General features: G+C 34.2%; 11 protein-coding genes and 10 tRNA genes. All 21 read left to right on the forward strand.

The genetic code is table 11. The features are described 5' to 3' along the window. Positions 1–16: 16 nt before the first annotated feature. Positions 17–92: transfer RNA gene (locus tag ACQKNI_RS21680), tRNA-Phe, on the forward strand. An 18-nt stretch (positions 93–110) separates the two neighbouring features. Next, positions 111–186: transfer RNA gene (locus ACQKNI_RS21685), tRNA-Thr, on the forward strand. A gap of 10 nt (positions 187–196) precedes the next feature. Next, a tRNA-Tyr gene (locus ACQKNI_RS21690) sits at positions 197–280 on the forward strand. 7 nt (positions 281–287) lie between these two features. Continuing rightward, a tRNA-Trp gene (locus tag ACQKNI_RS21695) sits at positions 288–361 on the forward strand. 19 nt (positions 362–380) lie between these two features. Then, positions 381–456 (forward strand) — tRNA-His (locus tag ACQKNI_RS21700). A gap of 63 nt (positions 457–519) precedes the next feature. Continuing rightward, positions 520–594: transfer RNA gene (locus ACQKNI_RS21705), tRNA-Gln, on the forward strand. A 5-nt stretch (positions 595–599) separates the two neighbouring features. After that, a tRNA-Gly gene (locus tag ACQKNI_RS21710) sits at positions 600–674 on the forward strand. A 14-nt stretch (positions 675–688) separates the two neighbouring features. Beyond that, a tRNA-Cys gene (locus ACQKNI_RS21715) sits at positions 689–759 on the forward strand. A gap of 9 nt (positions 760–768) precedes the next feature. Further along, positions 769–850 (forward strand) — tRNA-Leu (locus tag ACQKNI_RS21720). A 263-nt stretch (positions 851–1,113) separates the two neighbouring features. Further along, positions 1,114–1,833, forward strand: coding sequence for a YebC/PmpR family DNA-binding transcriptional regulator (locus ACQKNI_RS21725; RefSeq protein WP_088233170.1), 720 nt, complete (start codon positions 1,114–1,116; stop codon positions 1,831–1,833). A gap of 146 nt (positions 1,834–1,979) precedes the next feature. Further along, entirely contained in the window at positions 1,980–2,441 is a 462-nt protein-coding gene (locus tag ACQKNI_RS21730) for an NUDIX hydrolase (protein WP_098883146.1), read from the forward strand. A gap of 471 nt (positions 2,442–2,912) precedes the next feature. Continuing rightward, positions 2,913–3,689 (forward strand): transglycosylase domain-containing protein, encoded by a 777-nt coding sequence (locus ACQKNI_RS21735; protein WP_088233172.1) that lies wholly within the window; start codon positions 2,913–2,915, stop codon positions 3,687–3,689. A 187-nt stretch (positions 3,690–3,876) separates the two neighbouring features. Next, on the forward strand, positions 3,877–4,530 hold the full coding sequence (locus tag ACQKNI_RS21740) for a DsbA family protein (RefSeq protein WP_140417533.1): 654 nt from the start codon (positions 3,877–3,879) through the stop codon (positions 4,528–4,530). A gap of 115 nt (positions 4,531–4,645) precedes the next feature. Next, positions 4,646–4,719, forward strand: a tRNA-Gly gene (locus ACQKNI_RS21745). Positions 4,720–4,918: 199 nt separating this feature from the next. After that, positions 4,919–6,061, forward strand: coding sequence for a tRNA epoxyqueuosine(34) reductase QueG (queG, locus tag ACQKNI_RS21750; RefSeq protein WP_427282681.1), 1,143 nt, complete (start codon positions 4,919–4,921; stop codon positions 6,059–6,061). Positions 6,062–6,105: 44 nt separating this feature from the next. Further along, positions 6,106–6,993, forward strand: a complete 888-nt coding sequence (locus ACQKNI_RS21755) for an amidase domain-containing protein (protein WP_088233175.1) — start codon at positions 6,106–6,108, stop codon at positions 6,991–6,993. Positions 6,994–7,051: 58 nt separating this feature from the next. Further along, positions 7,052–7,540, forward strand: a complete 489-nt coding sequence (trmL, locus tag ACQKNI_RS21760; protein ID WP_000538147.1) for a tRNA (uridine(34)/cytosine(34)/5-carboxymethylaminomethyluridine(34)-2'-O)-methyltransferase TrmL — start codon at positions 7,052–7,054, stop codon at positions 7,538–7,540. Between the two features lie 127 nt (positions 7,541–7,667). Continuing rightward, positions 7,668–9,737: a sensor domain-containing protein gene (locus ACQKNI_RS21765; RefSeq protein ID WP_088233176.1), complete on the forward strand. Its 2,070-nt coding sequence runs from the start codon at positions 7,668–7,670 to the stop codon at positions 9,735–9,737. Between the two features lie 397 nt (positions 9,738–10,134). Next, a complete protein-coding gene (locus ACQKNI_RS21770; protein WP_000353283.1) occupies positions 10,135–12,030 on the forward strand; it encodes a PrkA family serine protein kinase in 1,896 nt (631 codons plus the stop codon). 449 nt (positions 12,031–12,479) lie between these two features. After that, positions 12,480–13,655, forward strand: coding sequence for a sporulation protein YhbH (gene yhbH / locus ACQKNI_RS21775; protein ID WP_088233178.1), 1,176 nt, complete (start codon positions 12,480–12,482; stop codon positions 13,653–13,655). A gap of 139 nt (positions 13,656–13,794) precedes the next feature. Next, the coding region (locus ACQKNI_RS21780; protein WP_427282682.1) for an NEAT domain-containing protein at positions 13,795–16,387 on the forward strand (2,593 nt) is incomplete at its 3' end.

Consider the following 16,387-nt stretch of genomic DNA (forward strand, 5'->3'; position numbering starts at 1 on the left):
ACCGCCATTTTAATAAGGCTCGGTAGCTCAGTCGGTAGAGCAGAGGACTGAAAATCCTCGTGTCGGCGGTTCGATTCCGTCCCGAGCCACCATTTATTTCAATAAAATACGCCGGCTTAGCTCAATTGGTAGAGCAACTGACTTGTAATCAGTAGGTTGGGGGTTCAAGTCCTCTAGCCGGCACCATGTAAGTTTCGGAGGGGTAGCGAAGTGGCTAAACGCGGCGGACTGTAAATCCGCTCCTTCGGGTTCGGCAGTTCGAATCTGCCCCCCTCCACCATTTACATAGGGGCATAGTTTAAAGGTAGAACTGAGGTCTCCAAAACCTCCAGTGTGGGTTCGATTCCTACTGCCCCTGCCAAATATATACACACAACATGGCGGTTGTGGCGAAGTGGTTAACGCACCGGATTGTGGCTCCGGCATTCGTGGGTTCGATTCCCATCAGTCGCCCCATTTTTATTTTAAAAATTACAAATAATCTAATGGATACTTACATATAATTAAGTAAGAATTCGATGGGCTATAGCCAAGCGGTAAGGCAACGGACTTTGACTCCGTCATGCGCTGGTTCGAATCCAGCTAGCCCAGCCATTTTTGCGGAAGTAGTTCAGTGGTAGAATACAACCTTGCCAAGGTTGGGGTCGCGGGTTCGAATCCCGTCTTCCGCTCCAATAAAACTTCATATGGCGGCATAGCCAAGTGGTAAGGCAGAGGTCTGCAAAACCTTTACCACCGGTTCGAATCCGGTTGCCGCCTTTTCTTTGTGCCGATGTGGCGGAATTGGCAGACGCGCACGACTCAAAATCGTGTTCCTTCGGGAGTGTCGGTTCGACCCCGACCATCGGTATCGGCGATGTAAAAAGACTCTAACAGAAATGTTAGAGTCTTTTTTGTTAAATTATGTTATGTGATTCTAAAATTCGTAATAAACGTAGGAATTCATGTATAATGTAACTTGTCGAAAGAACAAAATGATAGTGATTTATATTATGTCTGTAATATGAATCAAAAATGAACTTTTTATATTTCTTTTAAAAATGTGTTGAACACACATTATATTTCATATTAATATCTTTATGTAGATTTAAAACGGGAAAGAGAGTGGAAAGTATGGGTCGTAAATGGAATAATATTAAAGATAAAAAAGCATCAAAAGATGCAAATACAAGCCGTATATACGCGAAATTTGGACGTGAAATTTATGTGGCAGCAAAACAAGGCGAGCCAGATCCAGAATCAAACCAAGCACTTAGAGTCGTATTAGAGCGTGCGAAAACATACAATGTACCAAGAACGATTATTGAGCGTGCAGTTGAAAAAGCAAAAGGTGGCTCAGAAGAAAATTATGACGAGCTTCGTTACGAAGGCTTTGGACCAAATGGATCTATGGTTATTGTAGATACACTTACAAATAACGTAAACCGCACTGCTGCAGATGTACGAGCTGCATTTAGCAAAAACAGTGGTAATATGGGCGTAAACGGTTCTGTAGCTTACATGTTTGATGCGACAGCTGTTATCGGTCTTGAAGGTAAAACATCAGATGAAGTTCTTGAAATCTTAATGGAAGCAGATGTAGATGCACGTGACATTCTAGAAGAAGAAGATGCTGTTATTGTGTATGCTGAACCTGATCAATTCCATTCAGTACAATCTGCACTTAAAGATGCTGGTGTCGAAGAATTTACAGTTGCAGAATTAACAATGCTTGCACAAAATGATGTAACACTTCCTGAAGATGCTCAAACACAATTTGAAAAAATGGTTGATGCATTAGAAGATTTAGAAGATGTACAACAAGTTTACCATAACGTAGACTTAGGAGAATAAAGAAAAGACCATTTCGTATTACGAAATGGTCTTTTTTATATGGAAATTATAGTTAATACAATGTGCTTGTAAAGGTATTTCATTGATGTTAGCGAATATTGTTGTAGATTGTATAAGCAATAAAAATATTTCCAGGAGGCATTGATATGGAACATAAAACACCAAAGCACATTGTTGCAGTAGCAGGCTATTTAACAAATGAAAAGAATGAGGTACTTTTAACGAAAGTACACTGGCGAGCTGATACGTGGGAAATGCCTGGAGGGCAAGTAGAAGAGGGAGAAGCACTTGATCAAGCTGTTTGTAGAGAGATAATGGAGGAAACGGGCTTAACGGTGGAGCCTATTGGGATTACAGGCGTGTATTATAACGCTTCTATGCATATTTTAGCTGTTGTGTTTAAAGTGGCATATGTAAGTGGTGATATAAAAATTCAGCCTGAAGAAATTAAAGAGGCTAAATTTGTTGCATTAAACGAAGGGAACATTGATGAGTATATAACGCGTCCTCATATGAAATCAAGGACACTGGATGCGATGAAAGCAACGCATTTCATTCCGTATGAAACGTGGGAGGTACAACCATATAATCTTTTAGGAAGGTTGTAAAGAAAAGGTTAGTTATTTGAGGGTGCCTCAAATTGCTAACCTTTTCTTTATGTATACTGTTTCAGAAAAAGGTCACAATAATAAAGTGAAACTTTAATTAATAAGGTTTTTACTTATCTATCATTGATTTGAAGAACGTTTGTTCTGTATAATAGTAATGTATCATATATAATTAGATTACTAGATGTTTAAAAGTAGAAATTTGTAGATGGTATAATAAAAGAATAAAGTGAAATTAAGGGAAGCATAATGTTCTTAATTTATACAATGTTATTGGTTGTTAATGTTTTAAAACAATGTATATTCAACATTTCATATGAATAGTAGATAAAAAAGGACTGTGATACAATACATTTTTACACCTTACAATGTTGTAAGGTATGTGTAAGAGAAATCGATGGGATATTCTTTTACAACAAAGTATCCTTAAGGTAAGAGTTATATATGCTGTGTGGAAAAGAGGTGTTCAAGATGAAAGAACGAGTATTATCTAGAGTGAACTATCATCAAAAAGTTGCATTAAATCCATTAACTAAATTCTTTTATAAAGCCATTATATTATTATTATTGTTAAGTTTTGCATTATTATTCGTTGGAAATGTAATGATTGAGCGAAGTGATATTAGTAAATTACATGTACCTGCTAAATTAGATGTACCCGAATCAGTAACACACGCATTTATTGCGACGGAAGATAAAAGGTTTTATCATCACAATGGTTTAGACTATATAGCAATTATTCGAGCTTCTATTGAGAATATAAAAGCTGGTGGTGTTGTGCAAGGAGGAAGCACAATTACACAGCAGCTATCTAAAAATGCTTTTTTAACTAATGAACGTACATTTTCTCGTAAGTGGAAAGAGATTTTCTATACGAAAAAAATTGAACGTACATTTACAAAGGATGAGATCTTAAAATTATATGTAAGTAATATTTATTATGGAGAAGGTGCATGGGGAATTGAAAAAGCGGCAAATCTTTACTTTGGTAAAAAGGTGGATCAATTAACCTTAGCTGAAAGTGCAATGATGGCCGCTGTAGTAAAAGCACCTGCTTATTACTCACCTGTCCAAAATTATGATAAGGCCGTCGAGAGACGAAATGTCGTTTTGAGATTAATGGAAAAAGAAGGCTATATAAATCATGATGAGTATGTTCAAGCAGTTAGCGAGAAATTAGTAATTCGTCAGGATATAAAAACAGAGCAGTCGATGTTAAATAACGCTCGTGAAAAAGCTGTCAGTTAAGAGAAGTTCCTATATAGGAGCTTCTTTTTTTGAATAAATTGTGACAAATTGTGACACAATATCGTCACAATTGTTGTATTTTTGTAATTTATGTGAGCGTGTTCATTGCGTGACATATGTAAGTATTGATATTATGTGTATTGTGTACAATGCTGTATACAGAATATGAATTTAAAGAGGAATGTATATGAAATCATCGAACAAACTCATGGCTCTTGGTATAGTTTTTTCTATCGCAGTATTGATTGTAATTGGAGCAATTGCGTATAGCATCATAAATGACAAAAAAGATAAAGGAAATGAAATGTTTGCTTATTCTACGCAACAGTCTTTAGGGAAAGATGATGCTCCAGTTAAGGTAGTTGAATTTGGAGACTTCAAATGTCCAGCTTGTCGTACTTGGGATGTAACGGTATTACCACGATTAAAAGAAGAGTATATTGATAAAGGTAAAGTGCAGTTATATTTTATTAATTTCCCGTTTATAGGAAAAGACTCTGATTTAGGTGCCGCAGCTGGTGAAGCAATTTATAAACAAGATCCAGATTCATTCTGGATTTTCTATGATGAAATTTATCAAAGTCAAAAGAAAGATACGGAAAAATGGATTACAGAAGAACTGCTTCTTAACATTGTGAAAGAGAAACTTCCAAAGGTTGATGTAGACCAATTTAAGAAAGATTTACACAGTAAAGAAATTACAGAAAAAGTACGTAAAGATTCAGATCGTGCTCAAAAATTAAAAGTTCAAGGGGCTCCTTCAGTATATGTAAACGGAAATCTTGCAAACCCTGATTTCGATAGTATGAAGAAGGCAATTGATAAAGAATTGAAAAAGTGATGAGGTTTCTCATCACTTTTTCGACTTTTTTCGATAAAATTCTTGCTTCCGTTTTTTGTACATGCTATACTACTTTACATAAGTTATTCTAATATCTTATATGTAATTCATATTTGCGGGTGTAGTTTAGTGGTAAAACAAGAGCCTTCCAAGCTCTGGTCGAGAGTTCGATTCTCTTCACCCGCTCCAAACTTTATTTAATATTTTTCTAATAAATTGTGATCAACGCAGTGTTTCGTTTCCGAGATAAACGAGGCATTGCGTTTTTTAATGTTTGAAAAGCATCATTGTATGCGAAAATAGAAGAAAAGAATAGTATTCCAAAAGTGAATTGCTAACCAATAGAGTGTTACATAAGGGATGGATTCATCTGAGGAGGCGATTAGGAATGGACTTTGAACAATTAAAGCAAGATGTAATTGCGTATAGTAAAACAATCGGTATAGATAAAATAGGTTTTGCGAGTGCTTCCCCGTTTGAGGAATTAAAGCAACGTTTAATCCAGCAGCAACAATTAAATTATCAGTCTGGATTTGAAGAACCTGATATAGAGAAAAGAACGAATCCACAGCTTTTATTACCTGGAGCGAAATCAATTATTGCGATTGCTTTAGCATATCCTTCTAAATTAAAAAATGCACCGTTAAGCAAAAGAGGAGAGCGCCGTGGAATATTTTGTCGCGCTTCATGGGGACAAGATTATCACCTTGTTTTGCGAGATCGTTTGCAAAAGCTAGAGGCATATTTAATTGAAAAGCTTCCAGAGATAGAAGTAAAGTCAATGGTTGATACAGGTGAGTTAAGCGATCGTGCTGTATCAGAGCGTGCAGGTATAGGATGGAGTGGTAAGAACTGCTCTATTATTACACCAGAATTTGGTTCGTACGTATACTTAGGAGAAATGATTACAAACGTTCCATTCCCACCAGATCAGCCAATAGAAGATCAATGTGGAAGCTGTACGAAATGTATTGATATTTGCCCTACAGGTGCTTTAATACAGGGTGGGCAGTTAGATTCGAAGAAATGTATTGCATTTTTAACACAGACGAAAGGATTCCTACCTGAAGAATACCGCGATAAAATAGGGAATCGTATATATGGATGTGATACATGTCAGACTGTTTGTCCGAAAAATAAAGGAATGGATTTTCATAATCACCCTGAAATGGAGCCAGATCCTGAGTTAGTTAAACCGTTACTAACGCCACTTTTAACCATTAGTAATCGTGATTTTAAAGAGAAATATGGTATTATGTCAGGATCATGGAGAGGTAAAAAGCCATTGCAACGTAATGCTATTTTAGCACTTGCACATTTTAAAGAAGCGTCAGCAATTCCTGATTTAATTGGTGTTATGAAAGACGATCCAAGACCAGTCCTTCGCGGAACCGCAGCATGGGCAATTGGGAAAATTGGCGGTGATGGAGTAGTCGAAGAGATTGAAAAAGCAATGCAACGTGAGAAAGATGAAGAGGTCCTTCATGAAATGAATCGTGGGCTTGAATTGCTAGCGCAGAAAAAAGAGTAGATAATATTTCCCTTTTTCATATTGTAATATGGGAGGGAGACAGAATGGCTGTTAAAACGAAGATTGAAAACCAAGTACAACAATTTTTAGCATATATAACGGAGAAACGAACAAATGTGAATGGTATTGCTGAAGATTTATTACAAATAGCGCAGAGAAAGAAACAATTGTTTCAAAAACGTAGTGCACATATAGTGAAAGCAACTGCGGATGTTTCTTTCATTAGACAATTAAATAGTAGTAATCATCAAGAAATTGATTATCAAATACATTTTAAATATTTAATTAGGCATAAAGAATTATTTTATATCGAAGAGGAACAATTAAAACGAAGAGTTTGTTTAAAGAATAGCCGTGTAATAAGTGATTATGCTATTGAAGTGTCAGAAGAAATTGGGATAGGTGAGACATTAGAAAGGGAATTTGTGAAAGAGAAGTACGGTTCTTATCAATATAATCGTTTAGAGGCAGTGAAATATGCAGAGCGTTGGTGGGATGACCGAAATCCTATATATCGCAACTTCCCTGATAATTGTACAAATTTTATTTCACAATGTCTTCATACTGGAGAAGTACCAATGAATGGATATCCTAATATTCGTAAAGGATGGTGGCAAAGGGAAAATCAGTGGAGCTGGAGCTGGGCTGTCGCACATTCTTTTTATTGGTATTTGTCAGGTGCTACAACAGGTCTTCGAGCAGAAGCTGTCGAAAGGCCAGAAGATCTTATTCTTGGAGATGTTATTGCTTACGATTTCGAGGATGATGGTAGATGGAATCATACGACGATTGTAGTAGCAAAAGACGCAGATGGTATGCCACTTGTAAATGCACATTCAGCGAATAGCCGTCGTCGTTATTGGAACTATGAAGATTCTAGTAAATATACACCACAAATGAAATATAAATTCTTTCATATTATTAATGGGTAGAGATTTTTCGCTCAAGTGGTATAATACGTAGTAGACAAGAAACAGAGGTGAATATCGCGTGGGAGTACATGTTGTTTTATATCAACCAGAAATTCCAGCAAATACAGGAAATATTGCTCGTACTTGTGCAGCAACTGGAACAGAACTACATTTGATTAGACCGCTTGGATTTTCAACGGATGATAAAATGTTAAAGCGTGCAGGATTAGATTATTGGCAGCACGTGAAGATTACGTATTATGATTCAATTGAAGAATTTTATGAAAAAAATAAAGATGGTGAATTCTTCTATTTAACAAAGTATGGCGAGAAAGCTCATACAGCGTTTGACTATAGCAAGCGTGAGAAGGATTATTATTTTGTATTTGGAAGAGAAACAAATGGCTTACCAGCTAATGTAATCGAAGAAAACTTCGATCATTGTTTACGTATTCCAATGACTGATAAAGTGCGTTCATTAAATTTATCTAACACAGCAGCAATTTTAATTTATGAAGCGTTCCGTCAACAAAATTATCCAGGATTAGATTTAGAAATCGTTTATTAAAAGTCGCCATTTGGCGACTTTTTTTCTAAAAATAAAAATAATATGCAATCATACATTTTAAAAAGGGTACATATTCATATAGAATGGGATATATGATTAAAAATAGATAAGACGGGTTGAGATAAATATGAAGGAAAAATATAATAATCAAAATACCTTTTTAAGTATGATAGATATGGATTTAGTAAGACAGGGACTGTTGCATGCTATTCAAGATTTAGTGTTTATTGTGAAAGTTATCGATGATGAGACGTTTAAATATATTTATGTGAATAAAATAGGCATGGATTATGCGGAGCTAAGCGAAGAGTGTTATGGAAAAACGTTTGGGGAAGTATTGTCAGTAGACAAAGCAAGAATCTTACAAAGGCAATATACAAAAGTAATACGAGAAGCGAGATCACATACTTTTTGTGATGTGATTAGCTTATCAACTGGTAGTCTACACTATGAGTCTTCACTTAATCCTGTATACGACGATGAAGGGGTATGCCAGTTTATTATTTGTATTACAAGGGATATTACAGCTCAGATTGCGGAAAAGGTAGAAATAGAAGAAAAACAAATGTTATTTAAATCATTACTTGAATATAATAATGACTCCATTATATCTATAGATTCTATAGGTAGAATTACATATGCGAATCCGGCAACGTATGAGATGTTTGGATACCGGCATGAAGAATTAAATGATAAATTTATTTTTAAATTTATTAATGAAGAATATAACAAAGACTTTCAAATGATACTTAAAGAAGCTTTACAAGGAAAGGCAAAACAAATCGTTTCAAAGAAATATGTTCATAAAGCAGGGTACGAGCTATATATTTCTTTGAGAACTATCCCAATTATTGTGAACGGAGAAATTGTTGGGGTATATATTGTTACAAGAGATGTTACGAGGCAAGTATTAAATGAGATGCGAACGGAATATTTAGCTTACTATGATCAATTAACAGGATTAATGAATAGAATTTCATGTACAAATAAGTTAAATGTTTTTTTAAATGAAAATATAAATTTTGCGCTTGTTTTTATTGATTTAGATGAGTTTCATCTTATTAATGATACATTTGGTCATAAAGAAGGAGATAAAGTATTACAAAAAGTTACAGAACGTTTGAGCAATCTACAAATAGAAGGTATGCATTTATTTAGAGAGCATGATGATCAATTTGTTATGTTAATAGAAAATATAACGAAAGAATATGTAGAGGAAGTTGCAAAAAATATATTAAAAAACATTAGTAATTATTTTGTAATAGAAGAAGAGGACGTGTATTTAAGTGCGTCAATTGGAATTGCAATGGCACCAACAGATGGAGAAGATGAAAAAATCCTTTTTCAGAGAGTGGATGCTGCTTTGGAAAAAGCAAAGGAAAAGGGAAAAGGGCATTATCATTTTTATTGCAATGGATTAGATTGTGAACGTGAACAAAGGTTTATAATAGAAAATCAGTTATATCGAGCTATAGAGAAAAATGAATTTTTCTTATATTATCAGCCGCAAGTTAATATTGAGACGAAAAAAATAGCTAGTATGGAAGCTTTAATAAGATGGGAAAATAAGGAGCTAGGATTTGTTTCACCTAGTCAATTTATTCCACTAGCAGAAAGAACCGGATTTATTATTAAGCTTGATGAATGGGTAGTGAATCAAGTGTGTAAACAAATACGTGAATGGCTAAATAAGGACTATGAAGTTGTCCCAATTGCAGTGAATATTTCAGCTAGACATTTTCGTTCTATTACATTAATCGAAATGATTACAAGAGCTCTAAATAAGTATAACGTACCACCTCATTTATTAGGAATAGAAGTTACAGAAGGAGCTCTTATACATAAAGATTTATCGAAAAGAGTGTTGCTGCAATTAAAAGAACAAAATGTAAAGATTCATTTAGATGATTTTGGGACAGGGTATTCATCTTTAAGTTATTTAAAAACATATCCAATTGATACTTTAAAAATTGATCGTTCTTTTATGGAAGGGATACATATAGATGAACGCGATACAAATATTACGGCTGCGATTATTCATTTAGCTCATACTTTAGGATTGAATGTAATTGCAGAAGGAGTAGAAAAAGTGGAGCAAATCCAATTTTTGAAGGAAAAGAATGTGAAACTTGTACAAGGTTATTATTATAGCCGCCCTTTATCAAAACATGATGTGGAGAATGTATATTATAAATAATTGATGCAGAAAAAAAGTGATGTGCTAAAAAGCACATCACTTTTTATGTGTACCAGGTTTATCGTTGTAACCAGATGTGAAAATGGCGGTAAGAAATGTGAGTGATACACCTAAAATTAATAATAATTTCATATTAATATTCCCCCTACTTTTTCGGTTTACTAATTTTATTTACTACTCGAAATGTATGTAAGGTTCTTAGAAGAAAAGAATTAATTTAAAATGAATAGCGGTGTGAAGCCTTTAATATCTTTATTATACAGAATTTTCTTTCAGTTTTGGAGAGAATTTTATTACGCGATTATATATTTCGTTTTGATTTAAAGAATGTTTAAGGACATCCTAGCATACCTTTTATAATAATCCGATTGAACAAGGAGATGGGGGAGGAGCTATAATGGATATTCTAAAGAAAATTGAACAACATCGAGAAGCAGAAGAACGTTTACAATGGGAAGGTACGTTTGCGGAGTATTTGGAGCTTGTGAAAGAAAGACCATGGGTGGCTCAAACAGCACACTCTCGCATTTACAATATGATAAAAGATGCTGGCATTGAAGAAGTTGATGGTAGAAGAAAATATAACTTCTTTAGTAATCAGTTATTTGGATTAGAGGATGCTTTAGAACGCCTTGTGGAAGAATATTTTCATCCATCTGCAAAACGATTAGATGTTAGAAAACGTATTTTATTATTAATGGGTCCTGTTAGTGGTGGTAAATCAACTTTAGTTACGATGTTGAAACGAGGATTGGAAACATATTCACGTACAGATCGCGGAGCTATTTTTGCGATTAAAGGCTGCCCAATGCATGAAGATCCGCTGCATTTAATTCCACATCATTTACGTGATGATTTCTTTGATGAGTATGGAGTAAGAATTGAAGGGAATCTATCACCATTAAATGTGATGCGTTTAGAACAAGAATATGGATCAAGAATTGAGGATGTAGTTGTAGAGCGTATTTTCTTCTCGGAAGATCGCCGTACAGGAATTGGTACATTTAGTCCTTCAGATCCGAAGTCACAAGATATTGCTGACTTAACAGGTAGTCTTGACTTCTCTACAATTGCAGAATATGGTTCAGAATCAGACCCTCGTGCGTATCGCTTTGATGGAGAATTGAATAAGGCAAACCGTGGAATGATGGAATTCCAAGAGATGTTAAAATGTGATGAGAAATTCTTGTGGCATTTATTATCACTTACGCAAGAAGGGAATTTCAAAGCAGGTAGGTTTGCGCTGATTTCAGCAGATGAATTAATAGTAGCGCATACGAACGAAACAGAGTATCGTTCTTTCATAGCAAATAAGAAAAATGAAGCATTACATTCGCGGATTATCGTAATGCCAGTTCCATATAATTTACGAGTGAGTGAAGAAGAACATATTTATGAAAAAATGATTCGTGAAAGTGACGTATCAAACGTGCATATTGCACCACATACACTTCGCGTTGCAGCAATGTTTACTATTTTAACTCGTTTAAAAGATCCGAAGCGTCCGGATATTGATTTGATTAAAAAGATGCGTTTATATGATGGAGAAACGGTAGAAGGTTATAATGCGATTGATGTAGAGGAATTACAACGTGAATATCAAGATGAAGGTATGAGCGGTATTGACCCGCGTTATGTTATTAACCGAATTTCTTCGACAATTATTAGAAAAGAAGTACCATCTATTAATGCACTTGATGTACTCCGCTCTTTAAAAGACGGATTGGATCAGCATCCATCTATTAGTAATGAAGATCGTGAACGCTATATGAATTTCATTTCATTAGCAAGAAAAGAATACGATGAAATTGCTAAGAAAGAAGTACAAAAAGCATTCGTGTATTCGTATGAAGAATCAGCTAAGACACTTATGGATAATTACTTAGATAACGTTGAGGCGTACTGCAATAAGTCGAAATTGCGTGACCCGTTAACAGGGGAAGAAATGAGCCCGGATGAAAAATTAATGCGCTCAATTGAAGAGCAAATTGGAATTTCAGAAAATGCTAAAAAAGCATTCCGTGAAGAAATATTAATTCGCATTTCTGCTTATGCACGTAAAGGAAAACGCTTCGATTATAATTCGCACGAACGTCTTCGTGAAGCGATTCAGAAAAAACTATTTGCTGATTTAAAAGATATAGTGAAAATTACAACATCAACGAAAACACCAGACGAAAATCAGCTTAAGAAGATCAATGATGTTGTTGCACGTTTAATTGATGAACATGGCTATAATTCTTCTTCAGCAAATGAATTGTTACGCTATGTAGGTAGCCTGTTAAATCGATAGTTTGATAACAAAACGCTGTCTCTTGTATTTTGCGGGACAGCGTTTTATTATCCGTTTATGTGTATAAGGTGTCATATCTTGTCCAAATATAATAAATTAAGATGCAACTTTATGAATTTATTGTCAATTATTTTTACAATATGCATATGATAGAGTAACCAACCATTCATACGAAAAAAGCCAACACAATACAATATGTTGCAAAGTGAAAATGTGTGCAACAATGCATTGTGTTTCTTTCTTATCGACGGTTAAATGTCATTTCTATTATGTGAGTGGCAAAATTTTGTTTAGGATGCTAGGAGTATTGTATGAAAAACGTTATCTATGTTTATGGGATGATTTTCGATGGACAGTTACTTTTCAAATATTCTAGCTTGCACATTACAGAACAAAATTTATAGATTGCTGTTCATAGAGAAAGACAATTACAGTAAGGAGGGAAAGAAATGGGCGAAGAAAATCAACCAAATTATACGATTTCACAGGAAAACTGGTCCCTCCATCGCAAAGGATATGACGACCAACAACGCCATCAAGAAAAAGTGCAAGAGGCAATTAAAAATAATTTACCAGACCTTGTAACAGAGGAAAGTATAGTGATGTCTAATGGTAAGGATGTTGTAAAAATACCGATTCGTTCTTTAGATGAATATAAGATTAGGTACAATTATGATAAAAATAAACATGTTGGGCAAGGAAATGGTGACAGCAAAGTTGGTGATGTCGTTGCGAGAGATGGATCAGGTGGTCAAAAGCAAAAGGGACCAGGAAAAGGGCAAGGTGCGGGAGATACGGCTGGGGAAGACTATTATGAGGCTGAAGTCTCTATTTTAGAATTAGAGCAGGCGTTTTTCAAAGAGTTAGAGCTGCCTAATTTAAAAAGAAAAGAAATGGATGAAAACCGGATTGAGCATATTGAATTTAATGATATTAGAAAAACAGGGTTATGGGGAAACATTGATAAGAAGCGAACGATGATATCTGCATATAAACGAAATGCAATGCGTGGTAAAGCATCTTTCCACCCAATTCACCAAGAAGATTTAAAGTTCCGTACTTGGAATGAAGTATTGAAGCCAGATTCAAAAGCTGTAGTATTAGCGATGATGGATACGAGTGGATCGATGGGAATATGGGAGAAGTATATGGCACGTAGTTTCTTCTTTTGGATGACTAGATTTTTACGCACGAAATATGAAACGGTAGATATTGAGTTTATTGCCCACCATACGGAGGCAAAAGTAGTTACAGAGGAAGAGTTTTTCTCAAAAGGAGAAAGCGGCGGAACAATATGCTCTTCTGTATACAAAAAAGCATTAGAGCTTATCGATAATAAATATTCACCAGACCGCTATAATATTTATCCATTCCATTTTTCAGATGGTGATAATTTAACTTCGGATAATGCTAGATGCGTAAAGCTTGTAGAAGAATTAATGAAGAAGTGTAATATGTTTGGCTATGGTGAAGTGAACCAGTATAATCGCCACAGCACACTCATGTCAGCCTATAAAAATATTAAAGATGAAAACTTTAGGTACTATATTTTAAAGCAAAAAGCAGACGTATTCCATGCGATGAAAAGCTTTTTTAGAGAAGAATCAGGTGAGAGAATGGCATAATCCCTTTTAAAGGGATTATTTTTTTGTGAAATTTTCAAGAAATATGTATGTTGCCAGTTGACAATGCGAATGAAAATCATTATCATTTATCCGAGAAATGATTACATTTTGAATTATATATTTCGAAGGAGATGTAAGGTTGAAGAATAATAAAAGAAAACATATAAATGCAATGTTAATAGCGGCGACATTGTCGTTGCCGTTTGCGGCATATTCAACACCGGCGTTAGCGGCAGTAGCAATTGAGGTGAATAAAACTGGACATGCTTTAGCAGATGGTACATATGATGCTGTTATTAAAGCGTATAAAGATAAAACAAATCAAGAATCCATGGCAGCTGTTTATATAAAGGATCCGAAATTAAAAATTGAGAATGGAAAGAAAATTGTAACGGCAACGTTAAGTGATAGTGATTTCTTTCAATATTTGAAAACAGAGGATAGTCATACTCCTGGTGTGTTCCATGATGTGAAAGTAATATCAGAAGATAAAAAGAAAAATGGAACGAAAGTGATTCAGTTTGAAGTAGGGGAATTAGGAAAGAGGTATAATATGCAAATGCATATTTATATTCCAACAATGGCTTATGACAATAAGTATCAAGTGCAGTTCGAAGTAAATACTTTAAATTTAGAAAATAATGTTCCAGAAAAGCAAAAGGAAAATAAAGAGGATAAAGTGGAGCAACAAGATGAAAGTGGAAATGTAATTGTAGATAAGCAGTTACAAAGGCATATCAATAAATATAATTTGCATAGAGAGAATTTAAATACGCCAATAACTAAGGAAGATTTATTAAAAGTTAAATCTTTAATAGTTGTTGAGGCAAAAAATAAAGGAATACAAGACGTAAGTGGTCTAGAGTATATGACGAATTTAGAAAACTTAACGTTGGAAGAAGTTAAGTTAGAAAATATACAATTTATCTCGAAGTTGAGGAAACTGAAATCGTTAAGTATAACTTATGGTGAACTTGAAGATATTGGATCTTTGGCTGAGTTAGAACATATTGAGTTTTTAACTTTGAGAAACAATAAAATTTCAGATTTAAGCCCATTAAGTCAAATGAAGAAGATTAAAATGCTAGATGTAAATAGTAATTATATAAAAGATATTAAACCATTATTTACAGTGACATCTTTAAGGGATTTGACTATGGCAAATAATCAAATTAGCAATGCAGGTCTTGAAGGAATTCACCAATTAAAGGATTTGAAGATACTTGAAATAAGCAATAATGGATTGAGCAATGTTGAACATATTAATGGGATGAATAAATTAATTGAATTAGGGCTTTCAAAAAATGAATTAGTAGATCTTAATCCATTATCACAATTATCAGGATTACAGAAACTAGATTTAGAGGAAAACTATATTTCAGATATAACGCCACTTAGTCAATTAACAGGTTTATATGATTTAAAGCTAGGCTCAAATGAAATTCGTGATGTTAGACCGGTTCAAGAGTTAGGAGAAAGAATATACATCGATATTCAAAGACAAAAAATCTTTTTAGATGAAGCAAGCGTAGATGAAGCAATAAAAATTCCAATATACAATCTTACAGGAGCACCACTTCAAAATATTAATGTAAAAAATGAAGAAGCCACTCTGGATAACGGGTTTATAAAGTGGAATAGTCCTGGAGAAAAAATATATGAATTTAAACTAGATACGAATTCTGCTGAAAGTAAAATAAGCTTTAATGGGAAGGTTATACAAAATATAGTTGAAAAACAAAAAGAAAGTAAAAATGAAATCCTTGATAAAAATTTACAACAACATATTAACAAAGAGAATTTTAGTAGAGAGAATCTAAACGCCCCTATAACAAAAGAAGATTTATTACAGATTAAAAGATTAGAGATACTTAAAGAAAAAGGAAAAGAAATAAAAGATGTAGCAGGTTTAGAGTACATGACGAACTTAGAAAACCTCACTTTAGAAGGAGTGGGCTTGAAAAATATAGAATTTATTTCGAACTTGAAACAATTGAACGCTGTGAATGTATCGCATAATCAAATTGAAGAGATAACACCGTTATCTTCATTGGAAAATTTACAGTGGTTAAATCTGGCGGACAATCGTATTAAAGATGTAACAGTTCTTGGATCAATGTTAGACTTACTTAGCTTAAATTTAGCTGGAAATGAGATTCGTGATGTAAGGCCGTTAATACAATTAGGTCAGTGGTTTACAATTGATGTTGGAAGACAAAATATCGTTTTAAATAATGCAAAAGTAAACGAAGAAATTCAGGTTCCTGTATATGATTTAGAAGGAGAAAGTATTGATAATATTAAATTGACAAGTGAGGATGGAACGATTGATAACGGAGTAATAAAATGGAGTACTCCAGGCGAAAAGGTATATAAATTCGAGTTAGATTCTGATGAAATTAGTATAAGATTTAACGGAACAGTTACTCAGAATATAGTTGAAAAGGAAGACGAAAAAGAACCAACAAAAGAAGTTGAAGAACCGAAAGAAGAAGTAAAAGAACCAACAAGAGAAGTTGAAGAGCCGAAAGAAGAAGTAAAAGAACCAACAAAAGAAGTTGAAGAGCCGAAAGAAGAAGTAAAAGAACCAGTAAAAGAAGTTGAAGAACCGAAAGAAGAAGTAAAAGAACCAACAAAAGAAGTTGAAGAACCGAAAGAAGAAGTAAAAGAACCAACAAAAGAAGTTGAAGAACCGAAAGAAGAAGTAAAAGAACCAACAAAAGAAGTTGAAG

It is taken from the genome of Bacillus sp. NPDC094064 (assembly GCF_050279585.1).
In the GTDB taxonomy this organism is placed as follows: domain Bacteria; phylum Bacillota; class Bacilli; order Bacillales; family Bacillaceae_G; genus Bacillus_A.